This is a genomic window from Streptomyces sp. SAS_272 (genome assembly GCF_052543235.1).
This window is the reverse complement of the sequence record NZ_JBMNDR010000001.1, coordinates 295,032-320,609: the sequence shown is the minus strand read 5'-3', so window position 1 is coordinate 320,609 and position 25,578 is coordinate 295,032. Positions and strand designations below refer to the sequence as shown.

General features: G+C 70.7%; 31 protein-coding genes. 8 read left to right on the top strand and 23 right to left on the bottom strand.

The window, feature by feature from the left end; genetic code table 11:
• Window positions 1-42: 42 nt before the first annotated feature.
• The 3 genes from ACN6LD_RS01525 (at window position 43) to ACN6LD_RS01515 (ending at window position 3,290) form a co-directional block, all read left to right on the top strand.
• A complete protein-coding gene (locus ACN6LD_RS01525) occupies window positions 43-1,761 on the top strand; it encodes an alkaline phosphatase D family protein (protein ID WP_445042287.1) in 1,719 nt (572 codons plus the stop codon).
• A 226-nt stretch (window positions 1,762-1,987) separates the two neighbouring features.
• Window positions 1,988-2,437, top strand: a complete 450-nt coding sequence (locus tag ACN6LD_RS01520) for a DoxX family protein (protein WP_319187631.1) — start codon at window positions 1,988-1,990, stop codon at window positions 2,435-2,437.
• 241 nt (window positions 2,438-2,678) lie between these two features.
• Window positions 2,679-3,290, top strand: a complete 612-nt coding sequence (locus tag ACN6LD_RS01515) for a DedA family protein (RefSeq protein ID WP_319187630.1) — start codon at window positions 2,679-2,681, stop codon at window positions 3,288-3,290.
• Between the two features lie 304 nt (window positions 3,291-3,594).
• Here the strand turns inward: ACN6LD_RS01515 and ACN6LD_RS01510 are convergent, their stop codons facing one another.
• Window positions 3,595-3,834, bottom strand: a complete 240-nt coding sequence (locus tag ACN6LD_RS01510; RefSeq protein WP_057583068.1) for a DUF2277 domain-containing protein — start codon at window positions 3,832-3,834, stop codon at window positions 3,595-3,597.
• 98 nt (window positions 3,835-3,932) lie between these two features.
• Between ACN6LD_RS01510 and ACN6LD_RS01505 the strand changes: the two genes are divergently transcribed.
• Entirely contained in the window at window positions 3,933-4,883 is a 951-nt protein-coding gene (locus ACN6LD_RS01505) for a ketopantoate reductase family protein (RefSeq protein WP_445042286.1), read from the top strand.
• On the opposite strand, the gene ACN6LD_RS01500 is transcribed toward ACN6LD_RS01505, so the two are convergent.
• Window positions 4,858-5,400, bottom strand: a complete 543-nt coding sequence (locus ACN6LD_RS01500) for a GNAT family N-acetyltransferase (RefSeq protein ID WP_319187625.1) — start codon at window positions 5,398-5,400, stop codon at window positions 4,858-4,860. The genes ACN6LD_RS01505 and ACN6LD_RS01500 overlap by 26 nt on opposite strands.
• A 390-nt stretch (window positions 5,401-5,790) precedes the next feature.
• On the opposite strand from ACN6LD_RS01500, the gene ACN6LD_RS01495 reads away from it, so the two are divergent.
• The gene (locus ACN6LD_RS01495; protein ID WP_319187624.1) at window positions 5,791-6,144 is read left to right on the top strand and encodes a hypothetical protein; all 354 of its coding nucleotides are present in this window, start codon (window positions 5,791-5,793) and stop codon (window positions 6,142-6,144) included.
• Window positions 6,145-6,805: 661 nt separating this feature from the next.
• The gene (locus tag ACN6LD_RS01490) at window positions 6,806-7,039 is read left to right on the top strand and encodes a helix-turn-helix transcriptional regulator (protein WP_445042285.1); all 234 of its coding nucleotides are present in this window, start codon (window positions 6,806-6,808) and stop codon (window positions 7,037-7,039) included.
• Between the two features lie 311 nt (window positions 7,040-7,350).
• Here ACN6LD_RS01490 and ACN6LD_RS01485 read toward each other — a convergent pair whose 3' ends face one another.
• Genes ACN6LD_RS01485 through ACN6LD_RS01475 form a run of 3 tightly spaced genes read right to left on the bottom strand, consistent with a single transcriptional unit; the run spans window position 7,351 to window position 8,071 of the window.
• Entirely contained in the window at window positions 7,351-7,509 is a 159-nt protein-coding gene (locus ACN6LD_RS01485) for a hypothetical protein (protein ID WP_445042284.1), read from the bottom strand.
• Window positions 7,506-7,856, bottom strand: a complete 351-nt coding sequence (locus tag ACN6LD_RS01480; RefSeq protein ID WP_445042283.1) for a hypothetical protein — start codon at window positions 7,854-7,856, stop codon at window positions 7,506-7,508. The genes ACN6LD_RS01485 and ACN6LD_RS01480 overlap by 4 nt, the downstream gene beginning before the upstream one ends.
• On the bottom strand, window positions 7,853-8,071 hold the full coding sequence (locus ACN6LD_RS01475) for a hypothetical protein (protein WP_445042282.1): 219 nt from the start codon (window positions 8,069-8,071) through the stop codon (window positions 7,853-7,855). Before ACN6LD_RS01475 ends, ACN6LD_RS01480 begins: the two co-directional genes overlap by 4 nt.
• Window positions 8,072-8,242: 171 nt before the next feature.
• Here ACN6LD_RS01475 and ACN6LD_RS01470 point away from each other — a divergent pair, with 171 nt between their 5' ends.
• Together ACN6LD_RS01470 and ACN6LD_RS01465 are read left to right on the top strand one after the other, a co-directional pair.
• The gene (locus tag ACN6LD_RS01470; RefSeq protein ID WP_445042281.1) at window positions 8,243-8,995 is read left to right on the top strand and encodes a DUF6879 family protein; all 753 of its coding nucleotides are present in this window, start codon (window positions 8,243-8,245) and stop codon (window positions 8,993-8,995) included.
• A 10-nt stretch (window positions 8,996-9,005) separates the two neighbouring features.
• Window positions 9,006-9,860 carry a helix-turn-helix domain-containing protein gene (locus tag ACN6LD_RS01465; protein ID WP_445042280.1) on the top strand — a complete coding sequence of 285 codons (855 nt, stop codon included), beginning with the start codon at window positions 9,006-9,008 and terminating at the stop codon, window positions 9,858-9,860.
• A gap of 43 nt (window positions 9,861-9,903) precedes the next feature.
• Here ACN6LD_RS01465 and ACN6LD_RS01460 read toward each other — a convergent pair whose 3' ends face one another.
• From ACN6LD_RS01460 to ACN6LD_RS01375, 18 genes are all read right to left on the bottom strand, one after another.
• Window positions 9,904-10,176 carry a hypothetical protein gene (locus ACN6LD_RS01460; RefSeq protein WP_445042279.1) on the bottom strand — a complete coding sequence of 91 codons (273 nt, stop codon included), beginning with the start codon at window positions 10,174-10,176 and terminating at the stop codon, window positions 9,904-9,906.
• Window positions 10,176-10,640 carry a hypothetical protein gene (locus ACN6LD_RS01455; protein WP_445042278.1) on the bottom strand — a complete coding sequence of 155 codons (465 nt, stop codon included), beginning with the start codon at window positions 10,638-10,640 and terminating at the stop codon, window positions 10,176-10,178. The genes ACN6LD_RS01460 and ACN6LD_RS01455 overlap by 1 nt, the downstream gene beginning before the upstream one ends.
• Complete coding sequence (locus ACN6LD_RS01450) at window positions 10,604-10,831, bottom strand: holin (RefSeq protein WP_445042277.1); 228 nt, start codon at window positions 10,829-10,831, stop codon at window positions 10,604-10,606. The genes ACN6LD_RS01455 and ACN6LD_RS01450 overlap by 37 nt, the downstream gene beginning before the upstream one ends.
• Before the next feature lie 53 nt (window positions 10,832-10,884).
• Window positions 10,885-11,991, bottom strand: a complete 1,107-nt coding sequence (locus tag ACN6LD_RS01445) for a peptidoglycan-binding protein (protein WP_445042276.1) — start codon at window positions 11,989-11,991, stop codon at window positions 10,885-10,887.
• A complete protein-coding gene (locus ACN6LD_RS01440) occupies window positions 11,988-12,530 on the bottom strand; it encodes a hypothetical protein (protein ID WP_445042275.1) in 543 nt (180 codons plus the stop codon). Before ACN6LD_RS01440 ends, ACN6LD_RS01445 begins: the two co-directional genes overlap by 4 nt.
• Window positions 12,531-12,616: 86 nt before the next feature.
• Window positions 12,617-12,949, bottom strand: coding sequence for a hypothetical protein (locus tag ACN6LD_RS01435; protein ID WP_445042274.1), 333 nt, complete (start codon window positions 12,947-12,949; stop codon window positions 12,617-12,619).
• 153 nt (window positions 12,950-13,102) lie between these two features.
• Window positions 13,103-13,537, bottom strand: coding sequence for a hypothetical protein (locus tag ACN6LD_RS01430; RefSeq protein ID WP_445042273.1), 435 nt, complete (start codon window positions 13,535-13,537; stop codon window positions 13,103-13,105).
• 13 nt (window positions 13,538-13,550) lie between these two features.
• Window positions 13,551-17,270, bottom strand: a complete 3,720-nt coding sequence (locus tag ACN6LD_RS01425; RefSeq protein WP_445042272.1) for a hypothetical protein — start codon at window positions 17,268-17,270, stop codon at window positions 13,551-13,553.
• A gap of 3 nt (window positions 17,271-17,273) precedes the next feature.
• A complete protein-coding gene (locus ACN6LD_RS01420) occupies window positions 17,274-20,468 on the bottom strand; it encodes a phage tail tape measure protein (RefSeq protein WP_445042271.1) in 3,195 nt (1,064 codons plus the stop codon).
• A gap of 3 nt (window positions 20,469-20,471) precedes the next feature.
• Complete coding sequence (locus tag ACN6LD_RS01415; protein WP_445042270.1) at window positions 20,472-20,651, bottom strand: hypothetical protein; 180 nt, start codon at window positions 20,649-20,651, stop codon at window positions 20,472-20,474.
• 26 nt (window positions 20,652-20,677) lie between these two features.
• Window positions 20,678-21,208: a DUF7426 family protein gene (locus tag ACN6LD_RS01410; protein WP_445042269.1), complete on the bottom strand. Its 531-nt coding sequence runs from the start codon at window positions 21,206-21,208 to the stop codon at window positions 20,678-20,680.
• Complete coding sequence (locus tag ACN6LD_RS01405) at window positions 21,208-21,681, bottom strand: phage tail tube protein (protein WP_445042268.1); 474 nt, start codon at window positions 21,679-21,681, stop codon at window positions 21,208-21,210. Before ACN6LD_RS01405 ends, ACN6LD_RS01410 begins: the two co-directional genes overlap by 1 nt.
• Window positions 21,682-21,690: 9 nt before the next feature.
• On the bottom strand, window positions 21,691-22,125 hold the full coding sequence (locus ACN6LD_RS01400; RefSeq protein WP_445042267.1) for a minor capsid protein: 435 nt from the start codon (window positions 22,123-22,125) through the stop codon (window positions 21,691-21,693).
• Window positions 22,122-22,472, bottom strand: a complete 351-nt coding sequence (locus ACN6LD_RS01395; protein ID WP_445042266.1) for a hypothetical protein — start codon at window positions 22,470-22,472, stop codon at window positions 22,122-22,124. The genes ACN6LD_RS01400 and ACN6LD_RS01395 overlap by 4 nt, the downstream gene beginning before the upstream one ends.
• 9 nt (window positions 22,473-22,481) lie before the next feature.
• Window positions 22,482-22,802, bottom strand: a complete 321-nt coding sequence (locus ACN6LD_RS01390; protein ID WP_445042265.1) for a hypothetical protein — start codon at window positions 22,800-22,802, stop codon at window positions 22,482-22,484.
• Entirely contained in the window at window positions 22,796-23,506 is a 711-nt protein-coding gene (locus tag ACN6LD_RS01385; RefSeq protein WP_445042264.1) for a hypothetical protein, read from the bottom strand. The genes ACN6LD_RS01390 and ACN6LD_RS01385 overlap by 7 nt, the downstream gene beginning before the upstream one ends.
• Window positions 23,507-23,541: 35 nt before the next feature.
• The gene (locus tag ACN6LD_RS01380) at window positions 23,542-24,975 is read right to left on the bottom strand and encodes a hypothetical protein (RefSeq protein WP_445042263.1); all 1,434 of its coding nucleotides are present in this window, start codon (window positions 24,973-24,975) and stop codon (window positions 23,542-23,544) included.
• Window positions 24,976-25,053: 78 nt separating this feature from the next.
• A complete protein-coding gene (locus tag ACN6LD_RS01375) occupies window positions 25,054-25,566 on the bottom strand; it encodes a hypothetical protein (protein ID WP_445042262.1) in 513 nt (170 codons plus the stop codon).
• Window positions 25,567-25,578: the final 12 nt, after the last annotated feature.

Below are 25,578 nucleotides of genomic sequence, written 5' to 3'. Positions count from 1 at the left end.
CGTCGTTCCGTACCGTACGGTGCGACGGAGGAGGGCGATCACGTGGCCGGACTGCGGCTGGGACCACTGCTGAGATACGCCGACGGCTCGTCCGCGACCGTATGGGTCGAGGCGAGCCGTCCGTGCGCCGCCGAGGTGCGCTGCGCCGACGGTGCGGGCGGCGCCGCCCGCACCTTCCAGGTGGCGGGCCACCACTACGCGCTGGTCGAGGTGACCGGCCTGACGGCGGGCACCTCGACGGCCTACGAGGTCTTCCTCGACGGGGCGCGCGTGTGGCCGCCGCCCGACTCCCCCTTCCCGCCCTCCGAGATCCACTCCCCCGCCGCCGAACGCGACGGGAACGGCGACAGCAGCGACGGCGGCGGCGACGGCGACGGCGACGGCGACGGCGACGGGAACGTGGTCAGCGGCGCGCGGGGCGGCGACGCCGTCCGGGTGGCGTTCGGCTCCTGCCGCTGGGCGGCGCCCCCGGCCGGCGGGAACGACCCGGTCGGCCCCGACGCCCTGGACGGCCTGGCGGCGCGGCTCGCCGCCGACCCGACCGCCGAACGCCCGGACGTCCTGCTGCTGTTGGGCGACCAGGTGTACGCCGACGAGGTCTCCGACGCGACCCGGAAGCGGATCGACGCCCGCCGCGGCCTGACCGATCCGCCGGGCGCCGAGGTCGCGGACTACGAGGAGTACACCTGGCTCTACTACGAGTCCTGGCGCGACCCCGGCGTGCGCTGGCTGCTGTCCACCGTGCCGACGTGCATGGTCTTCGACGACCACGACGTGATCGACGACTGGAACACCTCCGCGGCCTGGCTGGCCGACATGCGGGCCACCGCCTGGTGGCGCGAGCGGGTGCTGAGCGGACTGATGTCGTACTGGGTGCACCAGCACCTCGGGAACCTGTCCCCGGCCGAGCTGGCCGCCGACCCGCTCTACGCGGCCGTACGCGATGCGCCCGACGGCACCGACGTGCTGCGCGCCTTCGCCGACCGGGCGGACACGGACCCGGCGTCGGTGCGGTGGAGCTACCGGCGCGACTTCGGACGGGTGCGGCTGCTGATCGTCGACAGCCGGGCGGCGCGGGTCCTCGACGAGGACCGGCGCGCCATGCTCGACGAAGGCGAGCGGGCGTGGCTGCGCGCCCAGGTACTCGACCGTCCCGGCTCCTACGACCATCTCCTCATCGGCTCCTCGCTGCCCTGGCTGCTGCCGCATCTGGTGCACGACGCAGAGGAGTGGGACGCGGCCCTGTGCGGGGGCGAGCGCGGTGCGCGCTGGGCCCGCTTCGGGGAGAGACTGCGGCGCGGCGCGGACCTGGAGCACTGGGCGGCCTTCCCCGAGTCCTTCGCCGAGCTGGCGGAGCTGATCGCCGACACGGGGGCGGGAAGGGACGCGCCGGCGAGTGTGCTGGTGCTCTCCGGGGACGTGCACCACGCCTACGTGGCCGAGGCGCGCTGGCGGGACGCGCCCGGGCCGGACGCGCGGGTGCTGCAGCTCACCTGCTCCCCCGTCCACAACTCCGTCCCCCTGTCGATCCGGGTGGGTTTCCGCTTCGGCTGGAGCGCCCCGGCCCGCGCGCTCGGCAGGCGCCTGCGCCGGCACGGCCGCTGCCCCCAGCTCCCCGTCAGCTGGCGCAAGAAGGGCGGGCCGTGGTTCGGCAACCAGCTCATGTCGCTGACCCTGCGCGGTCGTTCCGCCCGGTTGCGGCTGGAGCAGGCGCAGAAGGACGGGGCGCTCGCCACGGTGGAGGAATCCGACCTCACCTGATGAGGCCGGCTTGTGACGAACAGTCACCTGATTAACCGTCAAAAAGGGTAATCCGTAAGGTGGTTGCCATCCTTATGCGTCAGCGATGGCTGAAGTTGAACTAGCAAGCATCCATCGGCCCCCCTAGCGTTGACGGCTCGTTCGGTACCGCCGCCCCCCGACGACGGGTCCGGTCCACTCCCCTTTCAGGACCGGCCCGCCCGACACCGAAGGAGCACCCCCCACCATGTCCGCTCGTCTCGACACCGCACAGCCGTACGCGGTCGGCCTCTACCGCATCGTCGTCGGCCTGCTCTTCACCTGCCACGGCGCGGCCTCGCTCTTCGGCGTCCTCGGCGCCGAGGCCGCCGGCCGCACCGTCGACGCCGGCGCCTGGCCCGGCTGGTACGCGGCCGTGATCCAGCTCGTCTGCGGCAGCCTGGTGCTGGTCGGCCTCGGCACCCGGCCCGCCGCCCTGCTCGCCTCGGGCTCCATGGCGTACGCGTACTTCAAGGTGCACCAGCCCAACGCCCTGTGGCCGATGGAGAACGGCGGCGAGGCGTCCGCGATGTTCTGCTGGGCCTTCCTGCTGCTGGTGTTCACCGGTTCCGGCGCCCTGGGCCTGGACCGCCTGGTCGCGGGCCGCACGGCCACGAAGCGGGAGCCCTCGACGCAGCAGGCCACGGTCTCCGTCTGACCCGACCGGCCCGCCCCGCCCCAGGAGCACACCGCCCCTCCGATGACCGCCCGGTCGCACGTCCGCCGGGCGGTCATGGGCATCCCGCGGGTGAACGTGCTGCGCCGAACCCACGAGCCCCCCGTGAATCCGCTGTCACACCCCGGGCGTACGCTGTATGGCTGTCATTGGCCGCACCTGCCGCTCCCCCGCGACACAGCGGCACGGTCGGTCGTCACGGGGGAGACACGGGGAGTTCGCGGTGTTCGAGAGTGTGGGGGCGTTGCTCGGCAGCCCCTGGATCTACGCGGTGGTGGGCCTGTCGGTCCTCCTCGACGTGTTCCTGCCGGTGCTGCCCAGTGGGGTGCTCGTCATCACGGCGGCCACGGCCGCCGCGGCGGGCTCGGGCGCGGCGACCGGACAGGTCCCGCACGACGTGCCGGACATCATGGTCCTGATCCTCTCCGCGACGACCGCCTCGGTGCTGGGCGACCTGGTGGCCTACCGGCTCGCCTGGCGCGGCGGCGAGCGCCTGGACCGGGCGATCTCCCGCTCCCGCCGGCTGACCACCGCGCAGGAACGTCTCGGCGCGGCACTGGCCCGGGGCGGCGGCGCGCTGGTGGTGCTGGCCCGCTTCGCCCCGGCCGGCCGCTCCGTCGTCTCGCTGATCGCGGGCGCCGCGCACCGCCGCCCGCGCGAGTTCCTCCCGTGGTCCGCGCTGGCCGGCCTCTCGTGGGCGGGCTACAGCGCCGCCCTCGGCTACTACGGCGCTCACTGGCTCGGCACGACCTGGCTGGCGACGGGGGTGTCGGTCCTCGCCCTGTTCGGCGCGGGCGCCGCCGCAGCCTTCGTCATGCGCCGCCAGCCGGCATGACGCCCCGGCTCCGGGCACCGCGAAGCCGAAGCCGACCGGGCGCACGCAACACCCCCGCCTTCGTCATGCGCCGCCGACCGGCATAACGCCCCGGCCCCGGGCACCGCGAAGCCGAAGCCGACCGGGCACACGCAACACCCCCGCCTTCGTCATGCGCCGCCAGCCGGCATGACGCCCCGGCTCCGGGCACCGCGAAGCCGACGCCGACGCCGACCTGGCGCACCAACGGCCCCGCTCCGGGCCCGACGGCCGAGAGCCGAGGGCGACGGCGGACGGCCGACGGCTTGGTCGGCCCAGGGTCCGGCTACGCCCGCGCGGCGGCGGCGCCGCGGGACGCGCCGCGCACCTCGAGGCCGTCCAGGAGTTCCGCCGTGGCTGCCGCGACGGCCTCCACCGCCCGCTCGAACACCTCCCGGTTGTGCTCGGCCGGGGCCCGGAAACCGGACACCTTGCGGACGTACTGCAGGGCTGCGGCGCGCACCTCGTCCTCGGTCGCCTCCTCGGGCAACGCGGGCGGACGCAACGTCTTGATACTCCGGCACATGCTCACAGTCTGCCCCCGCCTCCCCCTCCTGTGCCACGATCATCTCTGTGGCGGCCACCGTTCCAGCGGGGCCGACCGACGAAAGGAACGACAGCACCATGCCTCATGACATACGCACCGTCGCCGTTCTCGGCCCCGGCGGGGTGGGCGGACTGCTGGCCGCCCTGCTGTCCCGCGCGGGGCTGCGGGTGACGTGCCTGGCCGGCGAGGACACCGCGAAGGCTCTCCGCGCGCAGGGCATCCGCGTCCGCAGCGCCACGTTCGGCGAGTTCACCGCCCCCGTCGACGCGGACACCGAGCTGCGTGCTCCGGTCGACGCGGTCCTGATCGCCGTCAAGCACACGGCGCTCGACGCGGCCCTGGCCCGGATCCCCGCCCCGGCGCTCGGCGAGGGCGCCCTGCTCGTACCGTTCCTGAACGGCGTCGAGCACCCGGCCGCCCTGCGCGCGCACCATCGCCCGGACGGGGTCGCCCCCGCCGTCATCCGCGTCGAGTCGACCCGGGTCGCCCCGGGCGTGATCGAGCACGCGAGTTCGTTCGCGGAGATCGACCTGACCGGCGACGCGGTCCCGCGCCCACGCCTCGACGCGCTCGCACGGACGCTGACGGCGGCCGGCCCGACGGTCCGCGTCCTGTCGGACGAGACCGTCGCCCTGTGGGCGAAGATGTCGTTCCTCGCGCCCTTCGCGCTGCTCACCACCCGCCACGGGCTGCCCCTGGGCGAGGTGCGCACCCGGCATCGCGAGGAGCTCACCGCGCTGGTCGAGGAGACCGCCGCCGTCAGCACCGCCTGCGGCGCACCCGTCGACCCGGCCGCGGCCCTCGCACGCTACGACGCCTTCGCCCCCGCCATGAAGTCCTCCATGCAGCGCGACGCCGAGGCCGGCCGGCCTCTCGAACTCGACGCGATCGGCGGGGCGTTGCTGCGTGCGGCCGAGCGGCACGGGGTGCCGACGCCGGTGACGGCCCGCCTGGTGCGGGAGTTGACGGACGCGCACACAGCGGCCGCGGCCCGACCGGACGTCATTCGGCCCGGCGACCCTCGGTAGGAGCGGGGCGGCGCAGATCGACGTACCAGTCGTTGGACGTGATCCGGTTCCCCTTCGGGTACTCGAACTCGACCTCCCCGAGCAGCGTGAACCCGGCTCTGCGGCAGACCCTGTTGGACGCGGCATGGTCCACGGAGGGATAGGCGTGCAGGGCCGGGCGGCCGCCGTCGGCCTGCCGCACGGCGTCCACCAGGGCCCGGGCGGCCTGTGCGGCGAGCCCTCTGCCCTGGAACTCGGGGAGGATCGCCCAGCCCGTCTCCCACACCGCTTCGCCCCGCCACTCGCGCGCCCAGTAGCCGATCGAGCCGACGCTCTCGCCGCCTGCCGCCGACACGACCCGGTACATGCGCCCGGCGGGCAGTTCCAGGTATCGCCGGTGCCGGTCGGCGAGCTGTTCCTCGCTCTCCGGTCCGCCCAGGTGGTCGGTCATCTCCGGGCTGTTGGTCCGCCGCAGCAGCCAGAAGTCGCCCTGCGACCAGGACTCCAGCCGTACCTGTTCCGCCCGCGTGTCGTCCATGGCCGTCATCCTAGGGCCGGGGTACGACACGGCAGGCGGACGGCGAAGTCGAACGTACGATCATGAGGTCCCGGGGCGAACTCGGTCCCGCCGTCGCCCCGTTCGCGACCGACGGCAGAAGATTCACGCCCTCCTCCGCCCTCGGCGCAGTGTCGGGGGCGACGACGTCGCTCGTGAGCCGCCGCGTTCCGGCGTGTGTGCTTACCCACGACGGCCCGCCGCGCCTTGCCGGGCGGTCGTCCACCGTCTGGCGCGGAACCGGAGGAGACGGACCAGCCGGGCGTCGCGCTGCTCGGACAGGACCGCCGACCGAAGTAATTCGAACACTCGTTCACACGAACACCCCGAAGGAGCTCGCTACTCAAAATCGAACAGGCGTACCATTGGCGTGTGGCTACGACCTATGACTTTCCCAGCGACCTGCGCGCCGGTCAGGAGGAGCTGCATCAGGTCCGGGCCGAGCTGTCGGCCCTGCTGAAGCGGCTTCCCTGGTCGGTGGAGCCCCTGGACGGCTACGGCGACACCGGTGGCTGGCGCAAGGCCGAGCGGCCCGCCTCGCCCGGCTGGACGGCGGACGAGCAGGCCGAGGTGGAGAAACTGCGGCGGCGGGAGCACGAGCTCGCGGTGTTCGTGACCTGCCACCGCTTCTGGGCGGAGGTCGCCGCGGCCGACCGCGTCGAGGCCCGTATGACGCTCAAGCACGCCCCCGCCCCACCCCCCGACCCCGCCGCCGGGCAGACCTGACCGGACACGACGAAGGCCCCCCGGGAAACGGAGGGCCTTCGGTGGCGACACCCCGAGGATCGGGACGTCGTCCTTGGTGGGCGCGGACGGTTTCGAACCGCCGACATCCTGCTTGTAAGAGCGGGTGTCGCGGCCTCGGGCTTGATCGATAACGCGAGGTCGACGCACCGAAGGCCAGGCCACAACGCGCTTCTCCGTCCGACCGCATCTCATGGCTGCACTCTTGCTACCACCATGCGCAGTCTCAATACACCCTCACTACGCGTGCCCGTCCCCTAAAAATCACCTAAACGATCATGGCGTCTGTGCAGGTCAGGGCGAGGCAAATGACGGGCGGCTCCCGCGCCGCCACCGGCCAGAGCGCAGGAGCCGCCCAAGTGTCGGACCGTCGAGGGGGCACCACATCAGACGGCCCGACACGCCTTTACAGCAAGGGCTTACCTGCATCTAACCCTTGTCGGACGACAGCCGTCAGTCGCCCATAAGAGTGAACACGCGTTCGATTAGCGACAGTACCTTGAGCCCTGCGGCATATGCCAACCGCAGCAGGGCTAAGCGGGACCGAGCGGACCTGTAGGCTCGCGTGCCCCCATTGCAAGATCCTAAAAAGCCTGTTGTCACCAGGCTGACTTATGATCAAGCCCACCAGAGCGTTTGTCGAGTGCTCAGCGACCCGCCAGACGACCCGTGGCCCCAAGAGCGCCTGCGCATCGGCAACCGGATCCGAGACGCGCGCATACGCCACAACCTCACCCAAGAGGCCGTCATTCTGGCGATCCCGATGAACCGCAGCTACTACCAAGCCATCGAGGCCGGCCGAGCCAACCCGACCCTCAACACCCTCCTGGACATCGCTGCCGTCATCGGGGTTCCGCTCGCCGACCTCGTTCGGTAGGCGGACGCGTCCCCGCGGAGTACTGCCGGATGGTGCCAGCAGTGACGCCGTACTCAAGGGCTGGCGCCGCCACGCCTTCACCAGCAGCTACGCGGCAGCGGATGTCATCGCGCTCCCGGGCAGTGACCTTGGCCCGTCGGGTCGGCGTGAAGCCTGAGTACGCCCAAGCGCGCTGGCGGTCCGACGTCAATGAGGTCTCTCCTTCAGGAGCGGTCGAGGCCCAGACGGCCGCCCCCGACGGGGGTGGCAGGGACGGCCGCCGTCTGACCCGGTGCCGGCGGAACTGCTCGCCGTCGCCGGCACCGGGGGTCTCACCAGGTAGTGCGCGGCTCGTAGGGATACTCGTGCCGACCGCTGTGCCCGCCTGGTTTGCAGCAGCGGACGCCGCTGGTGTGCTCGTTCCAGCAGTAGCCGTGCCCGTTCGGTACCCGCGGCTGCGACACCGGCGTCTTGCGGGTCTTCTCGCTCATCCCTGCTCCTCGCGCGCCAGACGGTACAGGGACTGACCGTCCGGGCAGAGGACGTGTGACCGCCCCGAGCAGCGGTCGCACGTGCCGACGTGGATGTCGTGGACGCGGCGCGCCTGGGCCCGCGTGCAGGAGTCACAGGCCCGGGGGAACCAAGGCCCCCGAACACCCATGAAACTCCCGTATCGGCGTCCGAGGTCGACCGCGGCGGCCGTGAGGTCCGCGCTGCACCACACGCAGCACGCACCCCGAACCTGCTCCGGGGTGAGGCCGCTCTGCCGGGGCACAGGCAGGATGGTCACGATGCCCGTAGTGGGCGTGCCCTGCTCGGCCTGCTTGGAACTGCTCATGCTGCGGGCTCCCCTCGCCGGAGTGCGTGTGCGAGTCGTAATGCCACGTCCGCGCGGATCCGTCCGAGATCGACGAGGCGCAGCACGGGTGAGCCCGGATCCACTGCAAGAGACGGCAGCACGATCCCGGCCTGGTCGAGCGCCGCGCGAAGCGACTCCACGGCGGCGAAGGCATCAACGTCGTCTGTGGCGTGCGGTGCAGGGGCTGTGGCCATGAACAGCAACGTAGAGAGGCCCTGTTGACTCAGAACAGGCGATGGTCTCGAATGTTCTCGCAGACTTGTTGGATGTTCTCGCATGGTCTCGCGCGAAGGCGCGGACGCTGTAGATCGGCACCACACGCCCGGTGATGCTGGTGACAACCAGCCCCACACCAAGGAGGCACCGTGGCACGACGGCTCATCTTCAACGGCACGGACAGCAAGAACGGCGGCTGCCCGGCAGTCCACACCGACACCGAATCCGGCGACGTGATCGTGCAGGGGACGCCGCTCACGGACCCCGAAGACCTCGCGCGCCTCCGCCACTTCGGCCCAGACGACGCAGCCGTCGTCGTCCCGCGCGAGCTCCTCGTCAACCACGGCCCCAAGGAGATGGAACGCGTGCCCAAGCTGATCGGGCTGGAGGAGTTCGGTCGCCTCTTCGAGACCTTCGAGCACACGGCCTGGCGGCTGGAGACCCGCCGCGGCTACGCCTCCGACCGCGAGGACGAGACCTACAGCGAGTTCATCGAGACCGGCTCCCTCACCCTCAACTACGACGACGACTGGTCACGCAACATCCGCCGCCAGGTCATCGCCGGCAAGGAGATCGGACGCGTCCGGATCGTCGACGAGCCGCCGACCGAGGGCCAGCTGTTCCTCCTCGCCGACTCCCCGCGCGGCACCGCGGCCGGCGAGGACATCCGCTGCCTGCCACGCAGCGAGGCCGAGACCCGCCTCCTGGGCGACGAAGACTTCTGGATCTTCGACAGCCGCCTGATCGCCCGACTGCGCTTCGATGACGCCGACGTCTTCCATGACGTCGAGATCATCACCGAACCGGCCGAGGTCCTGCGGCACTGCCAGCTCCGGGACGCGGCAACGCACGGTGCCGTGCCGTGCCGAGAGTTCGCCGCCCAGCTCGGCATCACCCTGTAGCGCAACGCCGGTGAGCACGGACTACCAGCAGGCCCGGGAGGCACTCGGAGCGCGCCTCCGCGAGCTCCGCCTCACAGGGCCCGTCGGCCGGCTCACCGGCCCCCAGCTCGCCGCCCGACTCGGGTGGCCACACTCGAAGGTATACAAGCTGGAAGGCGGCCGCCAGACCGCCGCTCCCGACGACCTGCGAGCGTGGGCCGAAGCCGTTCGCCAGCCGGACGCCACCGATGAACTCCTCGCCCGGCTAAAGGGCTTCGAGTCCCACATCCGCTCCTGGCGCCGACAGCTCGCCGCCGGCCACCGCCCCGTCCAGGACGTCTGGAACATCGAAGTCGACCGCTCCACGGTGATCCACGCCTGGGAAGAAGCGGTCATCCCGGGCATGCTCCAGACCGCCGACTACGCCCGCGCCATCTTCCTCCGCTACGCCGACCTTTACGGTTCCGTGCGCGACACCGACGAGGCCGTCCGCACCCGCATACTGCGCCAGCAGTGGCTCCACCAGAGCGGCCACACCTTCCACGCCCTGATCTGGGAAGCTGCGCTGCACGCCCTGATCTGCGCCCCGTCCGTCCTCATTGCCCAACTGGACCGTCTCGCAGGCATGATCGGGATGGACACTGTGCAGCTCGGAATCATCCCGCTATCCGCCAGCCTGCGCATCCCGCCCGCCAACGGTTTCTGGATCCTCGACAGCCGCCTGGTCATCGCAGAGGACTGGCACGCGGAGATCTGGCTTGACGACGCCGACAGCGTGTCCACATACGAACGCGCTTGGTCCACCCTTCGGGAGTCCGCCGTCTACGGAGGCGACGCCCAGGCCCTCATCACCCGCGCCCAGCGGTCCGTGAACCCCCGGGCATGACGAAAGGGCCCCCACCGCCCGAAGGCGATGGGGGCCAGGACAATCAGTTCCGCCAGGGCGTGAGGTCGAGATCGGCAGGCGGCTCGGGCGCGGGACCAGCCGGGGTGCCAGGGCCGACACGGCGAGCCCACTGGTGCAGATCCAGATAGGCGCGGGTCAACAGCTTGCGCTGCGTGCGTTCCTCCTTCACTTCCCGATCCAGCCGCTCCGTGATCACAGAAAAGTCCGCGCGGCGGTTGGCCGCCCGCGACTGCGTCCACGACAGCATCCCCACCACCAGCGCGACCGCGCCGCCGACCAGTGCCCCCACATCCATCAGCGCCTGCCCTTTCTCAGGTACGGCGGGGGCGGATCGTCCATGCCGGACACCAGCACCACGCCGATGGTGTACGCCCCCCAGCCGCACGCCGAGCCGACCGCCGGCGGGAACGGACCGGCGGCGGCCACCGTGAAGACGCCAGCCCACAGACCGGCCGGGACGCCGAGCGCAGTGAAGCCGAGGGCCTGCGCCCGGGGACAGTTGACGAGCAGGCCTGCCAGCGCGGCGAAGGTGCCGCAGGCGACCCACATCCAGCCGAGGGCGTCGAGGGGGATGTGCTGGGTGAGGTCGGCCAGGCCGCGGGCGCTGCCGTAGCGGGGGTTGCCGACGATGCCGAGTCCGCCGTACCCGGCCCAGCCCAGGCCGATGACGAAGAGGAAGGCGCGGCGGTGCGAGAACGCCTGCCGCGCCTCCGCGCCCCACATCAGACGTCCGAGCGCGGAGTGTGCGGCGCCGCCCACCCGGCGACCCAGGCCGCGGCGGCCGGCACGAGCGCCAGGACGAAGGGCTCCAGCGCGTCCGGCATGCCGGAGATCAGGGATGGGTCGTTGGTAACGCCGCCCAGGATGGCGAGCCCGGCGAGACTCGCCAGGTAAGCGAGCGCGGACGAGGCCTTGACCTTCTTCTCGATGGGGGCGGACGGAGATGCCATGTCGGTTCCTCTCGAAGCGATCGATGATCAGGACTGGGGTGGTCTGGCGCTGGCTACGAGAGCAGTCGGCGCCAGGTCTCGGGGCCGGGGAAACCGTCGGCGCCGCCCGCGAGGGCGGGCACCGATCGCTGGAAGGCCTGGACGTTCCGCCGGGTGAACTCGGTGAACTTCGGGCCAGGCTGGTAGCCGTTGCCGTCGTGGAACTTGGCGAAGCCCTTGCGGATGAGGCCACGGTCGAGGACCGTCACCGCCGGGTTGGTCTTGCCGACGATGAACGCGCTCCGTCCCGGGAACGGGGGCAGCGTGCTCGAGGGCAGCTGCTTGCCGGGGAGGCTGCCGAGGAGCTGGTGCAGGCTGACCGGGCCCGGGACGCCATCGGCGTCCTGGTGCGGAGCCGTGCCCCTGTAGCCCAGCGCCTGCTGGAAGTCGGAGAAGTTCTCTGTGTCCGCGTCGCTCCACGTCGGACCCGGGCCCACGCGGTAGTGCTTGCCGAAGCCGCGCGCTACGAGAGTCTCACCGACGGCCGTGATGTGGGCGCCGGTGGCCCCGTAGCCGTACTTCAGTCCGTTGATCTCGACCTGGTACCGGGCGACCGTCCCGCCGGTGGCCTCGCCGCCGCTGCCCCCCTGCGGTGCTTCACCGCTCGGCCGGTGTGCGCCGGCCTGCACCCAGGCGTACAACGGCTCACCCGGGCACGAGGTGGCGTAGCCGTCTCGGTGGCCCCGCACCCTGTCCCCCGCGTCGCCGCCGTTGCGCAGCCACTGGATGGCGTCGACGATGCCGTCGAGCTGGGCGTCCGTCGGTAGGACGAGGCCGGAGTCGCCGAGCATCGCGCACACCGCGTAGTCCTGGGCGTTCAGCGTCTGGTTGCCGTTCGCGCCGGTCCGGCGATGCAGGCCACGGCCCTCGAACACGCAGCCGTGCGGGCAGACGACCGCGGAGTAGGCGATGTCGGAGTAGTTCTCCTTGGCGTTCGCCATGTGGCTGGCCTGGAGATCGCGCATCCGGCCGGCACAGGAGCCGTGCGCGTCTGGAGCCGCCAGCGACTTCGGGACGTAGGTGCCCTCGTAGTGCACCTTCACGCCGAGCGTGGACGAGATGTACGCCAGGTCGTACCTGGGCGGCCTCGCGCCCCAGGCGGATCTACTGACGAGCTTCATCGCGCGCCGTCCTTCTGGGACCACTGGCCCAGGCCCTCGCCCTCGGCACGCGATGTTGCCCAGTACGCGTCCGATCCGTCGAGCAGAACCCGCAGGTTGCAGGTGACCGTGCTCTCGGCGTGCACCCGGACGACGACCGCGGGGAAGACGTCGCCCGCCTGGACCCAGTTGCCGATGTGGCCGATGAAGCCCGTGCGGCTGTCGGCGGAACCGCTGTCGTGGAAGTCCTTGCGCCAGGGGTTGATGTGCGCGGCGTCCCCCTCGGTGAGCCGGTAGAGGACGACGGTCCCGATCTCCGGCGCGGCGGCCGCGGGCGGAGTTCCCTCGAGGGCCGCGTTGCTCGCGGCGACGACCGCCCAGTTCTTCGCGTCCCACAGATCGCCCAGGGCGCGCGTCACCTCCGGTCCCGTGAGGGTCTCGGCGATGCGGTGCGCGAGGTCATGGAACGGCTTGCTCACCGCCTGGAGGCCAGCGGGGAGGTGGTCGTACCGGAAGTTGGCGAGCAGCTGCGCGGTGGCGGGATGAATCTCCACGGCCATGATCTCTCCAGAGAATGAGAAAAGCCCCGGCCGGTCGGCGCGGGGCGGGGCGGGGCGGGCGGGCGGGCGGGCGAGGTAAGGCGAGGTCAGGCGTCAGGGATGAGGTGCTCGGCGATGAGCTGCCCGTAGCCGGCGTCCACGGTGAGGGTGTCCGCGCCGCCGTTGGACTGCCAGGCGGTGGAGTGGGCGTCGGCACGCAGGACGACGACCGGGCGATGCCCGTCGGTCCAGTCGTCGGGGATGTCTGCCAGGGTGGTGACGGCGAGGGTCATGTGGTGCATGTCCACGGTGACGTTCTGGCCGCGCAATTGGGAGATCCGCCACCACGGTCCGTTCGTCTTCAGCGGATTGGTGTAGTCGTAGATCCACAGGTGCCAGCCGACGCCGACCGTGTACCTCGTGCCGGAGGGGTAGCCCACGTCGTTGGTGACGCGGGCCTCGCCGTGGACAGGTCAACGGGGATCGCGTTGGTCTCAAGTGCCCCGAGGAGCAGCGGTGGGGCAGGGGGCTGGAAGGGGTCGGTGGCGTTCTCGCAGCACGTCCGCATGCCGGTCGTGGTCAGGTAGGGCATGTCAGGCGACCTCTGTGATCTCGACGGTGATAGAGCAGTTGACGCCCTGCACTTCCGTGTTGGTGGCCGTGCTGGCGATGAGCTTGAAGGTGTAGCTCCCGGCTGCACCGAGGGTTCCTCGGTAGGTCTGGGTGATCGTGCCGCGCTCGCTCGCAGCGTCACCGCGGAACGTCGCCAAGGGGCTCTGCCCGACCCCGTCGAGCGCCATACGGGCCGTCGACGATGCGCCCGGAATGCCGAGCGTGTTGTAGTCCCACACACACGTGGCCACGTACCGGGCGCCCGCGGTCTCCGTGGTGACCGTGACCGTCGCCGACGGCACGTCCACGTTCGTGCTCGACGCGCTCACCACCCCGGACCCGATCGCGCCATACGACGCCGACTGCAGCCGGTTGATTCGGCCCGCTGTAGCCATCTCACCAGCAAGGAACGCCATGCGATCTCCAATCTCAGAGCGCCAGATAGGCGGGCTGCGCCAGCCTGATGGGTGTGTCGGCAGGGACTGGCTTCACGACGCCGTTGACCGATCGCACCACCGTCATCAGCTGGGGGTTGAGAACCTCGAAGTCATCGAAGCGGACGGTCGGGCTGACGTTCGTGTTGCCCGGCGCCGCAATGGACCTCGCGCCGACGTAGGCGCTGGTCGTGATGTCGAAGTCGGTGACGGTCACCTGCCAGTCGATCGGCTCCGCTCCCGAGGCCGGCCACACCTTCGCCCGAATGCGACTCCCAATGGCCTGCAACCGGCAGCGCAGGAACGTCCCGGCCACGTGGGTGAGGCTGGTGGTGTAGGTGCCGATCGACGTCTCGACCGCGGCGACCCGCTTCCTGACGTCCAGGAGGATCGCGTTGCCGGTCGTGACCTCGACTCGCAGCATGTACAGGTTGTCAGCATCGACATACCGGACGATGGGGCCCCCGTAGAGGCTGGCGCCCGTCGCTGCGGCCGACGTCGTCATGGACACGATGACGTCGACGTCTGGGAAGGTGTGGGGGACGCCCGAGCGGCGTGAGGCGTTGGTGGTGGTCAGGATGTGCTGGCCGTAGCCGGAGCCCACCGCGTAGTCGGTGCCGACGGTGCCGCCGGACGCGGTCCACACCTGCCCTGTGTCCGCGGACCCCCAGCCGCCTGAGACGGTGCGGCCGAATGCGTCCTTGGCCCACGATGCGACAGCGGTGGCCCGCATCTCCTCGCCGGCGGCCGTCACGTTGAAGGGGAACTGCACGGGGTTTCGGGTCCACTCCGGGCCTGGCGCGGAGCCGACGAGCAGCTGCGTCCCGGTGGCTGTCGCGGCCGTGAGGAGCGTGGAGCCGTCGGTGTTCAGGCGGGTCGGGCCGCGCCCGGTGTAGCTGAGGTTGTCGATGTGAACGGAGTCGGAGCCGACCGCCGTGCTGGCGTCCTTCGCGTAGCGGAAGGTGACGAACGACTTCCCCGTCACGTCGATGATGGCCTGCGTCCACGGGATCGTGCCCTGCGCGCGCAGGACCTGCACGCCGTCGACGAGAACGAGGAGTCGATCGCCCTCGAAGCCCGACCCAGCCGCCTCCGACGAGGCCCAATACCAGAACCGCAGCTCCGTCTTCCCGGCCGGTACCGGAAAGACCGCGTCGGAGGTCTGGTTGTTGGTGATCGCCCCCGACTTCAGCGACCACGTGCCCGTGTGCGCCTGCGCCGACGACCGCGCCCACGGCAGGTTGCCGCCGTCCGTCCACGCGGCTTCGTAGGTGGTGTCCTCGAAGTCCTCGACGACCGCCAGCTCCGCGACGGACCAGGGCCCGGCGGGCGAGCAGTTGAACGTGACCTCCCACGTCCTGGGGAGGAGCGTCTCCTCCCACGAGTCGACCAGCAGCTCGACCGTGCCGCCGCCCGCGAAGCGCTTCGGCAGGTTCGTGAGACGGATCTTGTCGCCGACGTCGAGGGCCATCACGGCCGGGATGAACTCCGGGTGCCGGTGCAGGCGGAGAGTGACCGTGGGGTACATGGCCTCGTCCCACGTCGACAGGTGCAGCTCCCAGCCCGCACGGTGGTCGGTCTGACTGTCCGAGTACAGCGACAAGGTCTTGGAGTCCGGGTAGAAGCCCACGTCTTCGATCGACAACGGGCCGGTCGCCAGCTGAGCCACCGCGGACGAGCCGCCGTCCCTGGTGATCGTCCACTCGTTGCGGACCTGGTCGTCTTCCACCGGCCGCAGCGGGGGCGCGATCTGCTTCGCCGCATAGTCCAGGGTGAGCGCGGGCTCCTGGTTGTACAAGCTTGCCCGCGTGCGGAACATCAGACCGCGGTTCCTCGACTCGCCGAAGATCCCGCCGTCCGCCTCGGCCGCCTCGCGGAGCAAGTCGAGCAGCACGGCCGGGCGCTGCGGCCCGACAGGCTGCGTGCCGGCCACGTCCCCAACGACGAGGACCGGGACGCCCTCCTCCCTGCACAGGCGCTGAACGCGTGCGCCCGCGGTTTCGCCGTTGAACGCAACGTCGCCGCTGTTGTAGATGGTGGCGTTGGCGTACGGGAAGACTGCGGCGTGGCCGATGGCGGTGCCGTTGAGGTCGCTGGAGTAGCCGCCGGGCGGGCTGGAGATGCCGTTGATCCGGCCCAGGGTGCCCGCGTAGGAGGTGGTTACGGTGCCGGATCCGCTGCCGCCGATGGGCACAAAGCGATGGGACCAGTCGACGTTGCCCCCGTTCTGGACGGCGTACAGCTGCCAGCGGCACCAGACGCCGTAGATCTGCGTCGACAGGCTCAGGACGCTCGAGGTGACGGTGCTGTCGTCGGCGTCGTAGCCGTAGAGCTCGCATCCGCCGGCGACGAGCATGAGCCGCCAGCGCCGGACGGTGCCGGTGCCCTGCCACTGCATCAGCGTGCGGGCTGTGGCCGGGCCTGTGCTGCTGGGCGTCTTGAACACGAACTCGGTGTGCCACGCGGCGGCCGGGCTCGCCGGAGCCGGAACGGTACCGGACAGTGTGGCCGCGCCCTGAATGGTGGGCAGGGCGCTGGATCCGGCCAAGGAGTCGTCGGCGGCCATCGACATGCCGGTCGTGACGATCGGCCGTACGCCCGTGGTGGGCGAGAAGAACTGGGTGGCGTTCTGCCCGTCCTCCATCGGCCAGTACGCGAGCGGAGTGCCGCTCGAAATCCTGCGCCGAAGCGTCGAGTCCAGCGGCTTCTGTCCCTGACCGAGCCGCCGGAGGAGGCCCGCGGCGGAGATCGACGTCCACGCGTCGGCCTCCGATGCCGACCACTCAGGGGGCCACTCGGCGATTTCCAGTTCGAAACGGTCGGCGTCGGCCGTCAGCGCCGCGCTCGAGGCGAGCGTCCACACCAGGCCGGTGGAGTCGGTGAAGCTGGCGGCCCCGGGCGTCTGCGCGGTGAAATCTACGTTCGCCACGATCGTGCCGTCGATGCCGTTGCGCAGCTGGGCCGCGTACACGGCGCCCACTGCTGGGGTAGCGACCAGGGTGTCGATGTCGCCAATCGTGAGGGGCGCCGTCGACGCGAAGATCGTCCCTGTCGGCATGCTGACCGGGGCACCGAGCTGTCGCCACGGCCCGTTGACGGACGCGCCGGTGTAGAAGATGGCCACACCCGTGGCGTTGTCGCGCGTGGCTCGCAGTGTGAGCCGCCCCGATGACGGGAGGGGGATCGGCACCAGGGGGAAGTACATGCCGGCGACGCCGCCGTCGGTGCTGACCCGCAGGCCGAGGGACCCGGACGGGCTGATCGACATGTGCCACGACCGCTGGTTGCCGGTCGTCAGATACTTGCCGAACAGCTCGACCTCGGTGGCGATCTGCCAGTTGTTCAGCCGCAGGTCGATCCGCGCGTCGAGGTTGCCGGTGATGTTGAGGGCCGTGGCGCTGGGCGTGGTGGCCCGGTCGGTGCCGCCGGTCAGCGCCAGGTGCACCGCGTCGGCGTTCGGGATGACCGCCTTGAACGGCGTGTTTCTGGAGAGCGCCCCGTAGTAGGGGCCCTCCGCGTTCCGCGGGGAGTACCGGCCGTCCCGGTTTTGGAAGAGGGCGCTGGCTTCGGTGGGATCACTGGCGTTCGCGCGGTACGGACGGCCTCGTTTGTGGGTGATCGGTTCCCGTGTGTAGGGAGACGGGGACACGCGGACCCACTGATCATTGATCAGCAGGTAGCCGCGAAGCCCCAACGCGTCCTGAGGAAACGCCACGCCCTATCCCCTTCCGCTTCCGAGCACGAACTGGACGTTGCCGCCCAGCTGGTCGACCTTCTTACGAAGTTGCTTGACCATCAGGTCTCCGAAGGCGGTGCCGTCCGAGCCGACCCGGACGACCTTGGGCGTCAAGCCGCGGCCCGTCCCCTGCGCGCGGGCATCCACCGCCCACTGACCGGGCGCCGGCGTCTCCACGAGCGACGACATGGAGCGATTAACCGCCGAGCGGCCCGACTCGATGCCCTGCCGCAGGCCCTCCGCGGTGTACGCGCCCACCGCGGCCATCACCCGCGACGGCGACTTGATCCCGAGCGCCTTGCGGATGCTCTTCGACATCGACCGCGCGATCGTCAGCATCTGCCTGTCGATCAACTTCTGCTGCGACTGCAGACCCCTCACCAAGCCCTGAGCCGCCTGGATGCCGGCCCCGTACATGGCCGTGCCCGCTGTCGAGCCAGCCGCGTTGGCGGCCTTCACGAGCCCGGCCTGCTCGGAGTTGATCTGCTTGATCTGCCCGGTGGACGCCCGAGCGAGCGACGCCGCCGCGGACGAGCCCTGTGCCACGCCAGCCTGTGCGATCTGGGCGATCAGGTCGCTGCTGACGCCCTTCGCCCGCAGCTTTGCCAGGTCGGCGGCGAACCGCTCGGCCGCCTTCCGGTTCGATCGGAGCCCGTCGAGGATGGACTCCGCCGAGTCGCCCTCGCTGCCGGTCTGCGCCGTGATGTTCGCGGCGTCGAGGACGCCCTTCGACACGTCGGCTGCGAGCTTGGTGCGCGCGGCGAGCTTGGTGGACAGCGTCTTCTGCGCGGTCTTCAGCCGGGTCGCGACCCGCTGCTGGGCCGAGGCCAAGCTGACGAGCTTCTTCGTGGTCGAGCTGATCGTCGACAAGGCCTTCGACCGCTTCGTCCGCGGGTTCACCGAGTCACGGACGATGTCGGCCAGCTTCATCGACGCCGCCCTGACCTGCTTCGACGAGCCGGTCAGACCGTCGATCAGACCGCGGGCGATCCAACGGCCCTGTGCTTTCGTGACCTTCGACGGCGAAGCGATGCCCAGGGCCTTCGCGATCGGACCGGGGATCATGCTCTTGGCCCAGCCGACGAGCTTGCTGTAGATCCACGGGCCCATGCCCTGGATACCGGCCCACAGGCCTTCGACCACGTTGCGGCCCTTTGCCACCAGCAGCGTGCCCATACCGCTCATGGCCCCGTTGATCCGGCCCGGCAGGCCCCGCACCCAGGCCACCAGTTCGTACGCCTTGCGGATCGCGCCGTCCTTCATCCGCCCGAAGTAGCCAGTGACCATTCCCGGGATGGCGGCGAGCCCCATGATCCAGCTGACCGTCGCCGTGACCGCGGCCCGGACCACCGCCGCCACGAAGTTCCAGGCGATGCCCGTGTACCGCTTGACGGCATCCCAGTTGGCGATGACCAACGCGGCCAGGCCGACGATCGCTGCGATGACCCAGCCGACCGGGCCCATCGCGACCACCCACGCGGCGGCCATCTGGACCGCGCTGGCCATCGAGCTGACCGCCATCAGCAGCCAGGTCGCGACCACGCGCGCACCTGCCAGTACCGCCGCTGCGCCTTGCCGGACCCAACCCGCGATGATCAAGGCGTTCACGCCGACGTACGTGGCTGCGGTGGTGAGGGCCGACACGCCCTGAGCGGCCCACGCGGCCACGGTAGTTGCGGCCGTGGTCGTGGCGGTAGCGGCCATTCTGACCAGCGAGGGCAGAAGGATCGCCGTGATCACGGACCCGATCGCGATGAAGGTGACCTTGTTGTCGGCGATGAATGAGCCCATCGACTGAAACGCCGACCCCACCTGCTGCGCGACGCCCGGCAGTTTCAACAGCGCCGGGATCACGTACGTGCCCATGACGTTGACGATGCTCTGCATCGCGCGCCGCTTGAACTGCTCAACCTGCACGGCTGCGTTGTCGCGGATCGCATTACCCATCCGGTCAGCGGCGCCGCCGACCTGGCCTAGGGAGTCGACTGCCTTCGACGGGTCGATCGCGAACAAGGCCTTCTGCATGTCCTCGGCCTTGGTGCCGAAGAGGGTCACGGCCAGCTGGGCGCGATCGGCCGGGTTCTTCACCTTGCGGAGCCCGTCGAAGATCTGGTCGAGGCCCTTCTTCGCCTCAGGGCCGCCCTTGGAGAACGCGGCCTGCATGTCCTTGCCGGACAGGCCGATCTTCTTGAACGCGGAGTCGGTCGCCTTCCCGCCCTTCTGCGTGATCAGGACGAGTTCCTTCAGCGAGTCGGCGACGACGTCGGTGTCCCGCGCGCCGGCCGCCATGCCCTGCGCGAGGATCCCCGTTGCGTCCCCGGCGGAGATGCCGAGCTGCCGGAAGATGGTGCTGTACTCGTTGAACGTATCGGCCAGGTCGTCGGCCCGGGGACCCATGACCTGCATACCGCGCGTCATCACGTCCATCGCCGTTTTGGCGTTCGGCGCGAGGCCGGTCTTCATGATCTGGCCGACCGCGTTCGCGGCCTGGCCGAGATCGAGCTCGAACGTGTCGCTGAGGTCGTGCAGGTTCGCGGCGATTGACTGAATCTGCGCGTTCGTCGCGCCCGGCGGGACCAGGCCGGCAGCCATGACCGCGCCGATGACGTCCGCCGCGCCCTGGAAGTCCTCGGTCACAGCGTCCGCGTACAGCTTGCCCGCGATCTGCCCGTACCGCTGCGCCTCCGCCGGCGTCTTCCCCATGGACGCGCCGAGCTTGCCCGTGATCTGGGACTGCTCCATCGCCTGGCCGAAGGCATCGACGAGGACGGCACCGGCGGCGAGGCCGACGCCGAGCGCCGCCGTCTTCAGCTTGTCCAGCTTCGACTCGGTGGCTTCGACCGCGTCGTCCGCGCCGGCCGTAGCACCGTCGGTGAGTCCGTCGCCGAGCTGCTGCCCGGCGCGCTGGCCGGCGCGGTGAGCCGCGGCCTCAGCCTCGGCCGCGGCGGCCGTGACCGCGTCGACCAGCTCGCCGCGCATGTTGCGCCACTGGCCGTCGGCGCCGCGCACGAGGCCCTGGCCGAGCTGCTGCCCGGCCTGCTGGCCCGCACGGGTGGCGTCGTCGCCCATCTGGTTGGCCGCGGCCCGCAGCGCGTTCTCTGTGCGGCGCAGGGCTGGGTTCACCGCGCGGTCGTCGATGCTGATGATGCCGTTGAGCTCGCCGACGGTCAGCGCCACAGCTCACCTCCGTCGGGTGTTGGTGCGGGGTTCCTCGGGAGGGTTGAAGTGGCGCTGCAGTCGGCACTCGGTGGAGAGCAGGCCGATGATGCGCAGCTGCAGCCAGCGCCAGGTGCGGCGCTGGAGGATGCCGGACTCCACGTCGATGCCGTACACCTGGTGCAGGTCGGCCTCGATGAGCACCCACTGCTGCAGGAGCCTGGTCCAGCTCAGATCGGCCGGGGGCCCCGTCCGCCTGTGCCCCTGCTTCGACGCTGGGATCCCGCCCTCGTACCACTCGTAGAGGCCGGTGACCGGGTCCCGGTCGCCACACCCTTTGCCGAGGAGGCGCGCGACATCTGCCGGCGCTCCGCCCGGTTCCGTCCCGCTTTTCCCGGGGCCTCGCCGGTGGCCCAGTACTTCTGGGCGGTCTCTTCGTCCGTGGTGACCCAGAACATCACCGTGAGGCTGACGTGCTTGAACATGGACCAGGACGTCTCGGCCCTGAGCTGGTCGTACGCGTCGCCGAGGCACAGTCGGTAGAGGTCCTGCTCCTCGTCGTCGTCGAGGATGGGCCCGTCCGGAGCGGCGCCCCCGGCGGCGAGCCGCGCCGCGAACGAGGTGATCCGCTCGATCTTGATGCCTGCCTCGGCCGACGGGTCGGCGATGTGGTATTCGCGGGTGATGCCGTCTTTGCCCTTGACGGGCAGGTCGAGTCCCTCGCTGAGGAAGTCGTCGAGCGCCTCGAATCCGCCCGCCATCAGCTGAGCGGGTTCGTGATCGGGACGAGCGGGCCGTCGCCGGTGAGGGTCATCTCAACCTGGTCCAGAGCGGTGTACTCGCCGCCGGACGGCGCCCACGTGACGATGGCGGTGCCCTCGTACGCCTCGGGAAGGCCGTCGCGGTCCATGTAGCGGACGTGGACCTGAGAGGCGGAGCCGAAGGCGTACGAGGCGAGGCGGAACACCTCGTGCGTAGGGTGGTACACCTTCACCTGGTCGTTGATCTTGCGGTTGATCGTGACGCCCAGTTCCCAGCTCTGGCCGGTCTTGGTGTTGCCCGCCCAGCCGCCGCTGTCGTAGTCCGAGCTGTCCTCGATGTTGGGCTCCGCGGCAGGGCTGAAGTCCGTGACTCCGACCACGAGTTGCCAGTCCGAGCCGTCCTTCGCGGCCGACATGTCGAGCTCCAGCCGCCACCGGCGGGCGAGCGCGGTCACGGGGGTGGGGGTGGACATATGGTCCTCCTAGTCGATCAGGTGGGTCCCGGACCGCGCGGTCCGGAAGTAGTAGTTGCTGGTCAGCTCCATGCGCCCGTGGGCGTCCTGGCCGATCCACGCCTGCGACTGCCGCCACGACAGCGCCACGTACACGCCGTTGATGCGGTACTGGCGGCGGTTGTGCAGGGCGTCGAACACCAAGTCGGCAAGGTCGTCGATCGCGTCCGGGTCCCGGCCCGCCCGCATGCGCAGCTGCACGCCGGTGACCGCGTCCGTGGTGTCGTCATCCGTGACCGGGTAGGCCGTGATCCCGATGGCCCGCTCCGGGGTGTCGGGCATGACGCCTCGGAAGATCCCCGTGTCCGGGTCGGAGATGACAGCGCCCGAGTCGAAGACCCCGACGCCGGCCTCCGCGAGGAGACCGGCGATCCCGTCGAGCAGCTGGCTGGTGTATCCGCTCACCGCATCGCCCGCCTCATCTGCGCGGCGATCAGCGCCAGGACCTCGGTCCGGCTCGCGTTGAGCGGCCGCTCCAGGTACTTGGCGGTGCGGCCCGGAGCATGCCGGTAGTCGAGGCGCTCATGCTGGACGACCGCGTACGGGGTGTCGTAGGAGACCGCCGCGGTCAGCGACGGCTCGTCGACGCTCGCAGTCCCGGACTGCATCAGGGGGCTCTCGTCCAGCGGGACGACTTCCTGCGACTGCTGCAGCACGTGCTCGGCGGCGAGCAGCAGGCCGCGGGCGGCGCCCTCGCGGAGTTGACGTTCGACGGCCGAGCCGTGCCACGTGAGGCGGAAGGTGCGCGCCATGGGGCCTCCCTACTGGAGAAACACCTGCGTGTTGGAGGGGACCGGCAGGCTGCCGCCGTCGGCACGGGCGATCGTGATGACCGTCGTTGCCCGCCCGTCCGGCAGCGTCACGCGGCTGTTGGGCGGCGGCCGGTGCGAGGGAACCGTGATGTACGAGGAGCCGGAGGCAACCTCCTGGCCGCCGGGAGAGGTGACCTGCTGGGTCTTCTCGTCCACCAGGCAGCGCACCAACTCCGGCGGACCGTACAGATCGCCCTTGCTGGACGAGCCGAGGTACGCCTCGACGGTGACCATGTGGATCAGGAGGAACGCGGGGATCTGCCTCACCATGACGACGTCGCCACCCCGAGCCGGAACACGTCGAATCCCAGCCGCCGGAGCGCGGACAGCGCCCGGGGTGGCAGGCTGCCACCCGCGATCGGGGTGGCCGCCTGGCTGCCCGCAGAGCGGCCGAGGCTGACCGGGCCGGCCGAGACCGTGTCCCATCCGCCGTCCGCGCCGACGGGGTCCCCGGTCTCGCCCCACCACTCGACGATTGCGCACACCGCCTCAGCGAACGCCGCTTGCACGGCGGGGCTGGTGGCCGAGCCTCCGGGGTCCACGTCGTAGACCGCAGTGAGCAGTGCGTCGTCCAGGGCGCGGGTGGCGTCCTCCAGCAGTTTCGCGGCGTTCGCCGGGGCGTCCGCATGGAGGTATGCGGCGAGCTGCTCCGGCGTCGCGTAGGACCGGCCCGTCAGCGAGGCCGTGACGGTGACGACCTCGGACGCTGCGACCGGGCTGCCTGCCTTGGCGCCGCTCCACTGGACGAGGTACGGGCCCGGAGCGAGGCCAGTGGACGGGGTCCACGAGTAGCCGTAGGTGCCCGCGCCAGGGTGGGTAACGCCGGCCGTGGTGGCGGCGAGGACTGTCGTGCCGGTGGCGACGCTGGTGATGGTGATGGTCGGCGTGGCGTCGAGGTCGGTGAGGGGGCCGCCCTCGTAGGCGTACCACTGGGAGAGCAGGGCCACGGTCTGCCCGGCGACGATGCTGGTCATGGTGTCCCGTCCGTGAGGCCTGTGTGGATGTGACGTCAGCTCGCGGCGGCCCACACGTTGTTGGCGTCCGGCGTGTAGCCGGACAGAGTCACGCTGGTGGGCAGGGACGTCTGCCCCGCGGCCGAGCGGCAGAAGCGGTACGAGCCGCTCGCCAAGTTCGCGTTGCCCGGCGTGAAGGCGGCGCCGAGCGTGGACCCGCATGCGAAGGTGGGCGATGTGGTCCCGTTGAACAGCAGCGCCACGTAGAGCTTCCCGGCCGGTGCCGAGTACGAGGACAGCAAGTTCATGGCCTTGTTGCCCGCGCTGTTCCACACCGTCGACTGATCTGCGGTGATGGCCTGCCGAACGCCGGATGTGTCGTACAGCCCGGCCAGGCACTGGCCCGAGGTCAGGGTGGCGCCCGCGGTGCCGATCACGGCGTGCACTTTGCTGATCGTCGCGGCCTGCCTGAGCACCAACTCGACGAGGTAGATGAACCCGGCGGACAAGGTGGTGCCGGACGTCGACGAGGCCGCCGGGTCGAATGCCCAACTGATCAGCCCGTGATCCGAGGGCACCCATACGTTGCCGTACGAGGCAATGCTGAGTGCGCCGATGCTGGCCGGGCTAACCACGTCGCTTCCGCCTGAGGCGTGACTGGCCGCGTGTGCGGTAGGCGTGCGGGCGTCCGTGAAACGGCCGTCGTTGCCAGCGGCGACCGTGCCCGGGCCAGTGCCCACACTGAGCGTCGCAGCCCCACCGAGGCCCAAGTTGCTGCGCGCGGTACCGACGTTGGCGAGGTCGCTGAGATTAGAGGCCTTGGCCAGCTTGCTGTTGTCCGCGTATGCACGGTCTCCGTGCGGATCCACCGCCGCGGTGTGCGCCGAGACCTTCGCCGTGGCGTCGGATGCCGCGGCGCTCGCGGCCGCAGACTGCGCAGCGTCAGCCTTCGCCTGCGCGCCGCTGGTCGACTCCAGGACGGCCGTGTCCGCGATGCCGTGCACGGACGTTGTCAGTCCTGCGTGCGTGGTGAGAGCTGTCGACGCGGCTGCGCGGTCCCCGTGTGGGTCGTTGGCCGCAACGTGGGCGGTGACCTTGTTCGTGGCGTCCGTGGCGGCGGCTGATGTGGCCGCGGTTTGTGCGGCTGCTGCTGCTCCCGCTGAGTCCGCTCCCACGGCGGCCGCGGTGAGGACGACGTCGCCCTGCTGCCCGTTGACGGACGTGACGAGGTCGCCCCCGCCTGCGGCTGGTGTCTGCCACGACGCGGCGCTTCCCGACGTGGCTGTGGGTACCTGCCCGGCTGACGGGGTGCCCGTCACGGTCACCCCGCCGATCGTCCCCGTGCGCGCGTCGACGTACGCCCGGGATGCCGCGGAGTGCGCGGTGTCCGGAGTGTCGTCCGGCAGGACCAGGTCGCCAGTCATCGTGTCGCCGGATTTGCTCACCTTGCGGGCGTCACCGTCGGGCGAGACGTACCCCGTCGCTGCCATCTACTCTCGCCCTCCTGTAGGTCTGGAACGCGAGAGGGAGGCCCACCACCAGGGCCTCCCTCGTCGCAGAGATGCGGACTACGTGGACGCGCCGATGATGTGGATGTCGTACGTCACCGACGTCCCCGCACCCGAGTTGGCGATCTTCAGCAGGTCCGCCGTGGTCGCTGTGACCGCGTAGCCGGTCGCGTCCGCCTGGCCAGTGCCGACCGCCATGAACGCGCCCGGCCGCAGGGTGAGGGTGCCCGTGCTGTTCAGCAACGCTGCCCACGGGCTGCCGGAGGCCGCGCCGACGACGACGTTGTTGGAGTTGCCGGCCGCCGCGGCGATGATCAGACCCTTGACCCGGGCGAAGGTGATCGCGCTGCCGAACGCGTCGAGCAGCACCCCCGCCAGGTCGAGATCCTCGGTCCCCGACGCGGCCAGCGTGCGCCGGTCGGAGAACACGCGGTCGGCCTTGCCCGCCGCGGTGCCGTTGCCGAGCTGCATCTGTCGCGACAGGGACTGCTTCGCGCTGCCGGTGCCCAGGTCGAGCGCCGAGGTCAGCTCCGCGAAGGCGCTGACGGCGAGCATCGTTCCGGAGAGAGGCATGTCCGATCCCCT

What these genes read in the sequence shown, in the direction of transcription:
- ACN6LD_RS01520 (WP_319187631.1), top strand. Translation starts at nt 1,988, where the DNA reads ATGTCCGCTCGTCTCGACACCGCACAGCCGTACGCGGTCGGCCTCTAC.
- ACN6LD_RS01510 (WP_057583068.1), bottom strand. Translation starts at nt 3,834, where the DNA reads ATGTGCCGGAGTATCAAGACGTTGCGTCCGCCCGCGTTGCCCGAGGAG.
- ACN6LD_RS01505 (WP_445042286.1), top strand. Translation starts at nt 3,933, where the DNA reads ATGCCTCATGACATACGCACCGTCGCCGTTCTCGGCCCCGGCGGGGTG.
- ACN6LD_RS01500 (WP_319187625.1), bottom strand. Translation starts at nt 5,400, where the DNA reads ATGGACGACACGCGGGCGGAACAGGTACGGCTGGAGTCCTGGTCGCAG.
- ACN6LD_RS01485 (WP_445042284.1), bottom strand. Translation starts at nt 7,509, where the DNA reads ATGAGCGAGAAGACCCGCAAGACGCCGGTGTCGCAGCCGCGGGTACCG.
- ACN6LD_RS01480 (WP_445042283.1), bottom strand. Translation starts at nt 7,856, where the DNA reads ATGAGCAGTTCCAAGCAGGCCGAGCAGGGCACGCCCACTACGGGCATC.
- ACN6LD_RS01475 (WP_445042282.1), bottom strand. Translation starts at nt 8,071, where the DNA reads ATGGCCACAGCCCCTGCACCGCACGCCACAGACGACGTTGATGCCTTC.
- ACN6LD_RS01460 (WP_445042279.1), bottom strand. Translation starts at nt 10,176, where the DNA reads ATGGATGTGGGGGCACTGGTCGGCGGCGCGGTCGCGCTGGTGGTGGGG.
- ACN6LD_RS01450 (WP_445042277.1), bottom strand. Translation starts at nt 10,831, where the DNA reads ATGGCATCTCCGTCCGCCCCCATCGAGAAGAAGGTCAAGGCCTCGTCC.
- ACN6LD_RS01445 (WP_445042276.1), bottom strand. Translation starts at nt 11,991, where the DNA reads ATGAAGCTCGTCAGTAGATCCGCCTGGGGCGCGAGGCCGCCCAGGTAC.
- ACN6LD_RS01440 (WP_445042275.1), bottom strand. Translation starts at nt 12,530, where the DNA reads ATGGCCGTGGAGATTCATCCCGCCACCGCGCAGCTGCTCGCCAACTTC.
- ACN6LD_RS01430 (WP_445042273.1), bottom strand. Translation starts at nt 13,537, where the DNA reads ATGGCGTTCCTTGCTGGTGAGATGGCTACAGCGGGCCGAATCAACCGG.
- ACN6LD_RS01410 (WP_445042269.1), bottom strand. Translation starts at nt 21,208, where the DNA reads ATGGCGGGCGGATTCGAGGCGCTCGACGACTTCCTCAGCGAGGGACTC.
- ACN6LD_RS01405 (WP_445042268.1), bottom strand. Translation starts at nt 21,681, where the DNA reads ATGTCCACCCCCACCCCCGTGACCGCGCTCGCCCGCCGGTGGCGGCTG.
- ACN6LD_RS01395 (WP_445042266.1), bottom strand. Translation starts at nt 22,472, where the DNA reads ATGGCGCGCACCTTCCGCCTCACGTGGCACGGCTCGGCCGTCGAACGT.
- ACN6LD_RS01390 (WP_445042265.1), bottom strand. Translation starts at nt 22,802, where the DNA reads ATGGTGAGGCAGATCCCCGCGTTCCTCCTGATCCACATGGTCACCGTC.
- ACN6LD_RS01385 (WP_445042264.1), bottom strand. Translation starts at nt 23,506, where the DNA reads ATGACCAGCATCGTCGCCGGGCAGACCGTGGCCCTGCTCTCCCAGTGG.
- ACN6LD_RS01380 (WP_445042263.1), bottom strand. Translation starts at nt 24,975, where the DNA reads ATGGCAGCGACGGGGTACGTCTCGCCCGACGGTGACGCCCGCAAGGTG.
- ACN6LD_RS01375 (WP_445042262.1), bottom strand. Translation starts at nt 25,566, where the DNA reads ATGCCTCTCTCCGGAACGATGCTCGCCGTCAGCGCCTTCGCGGAGCTG.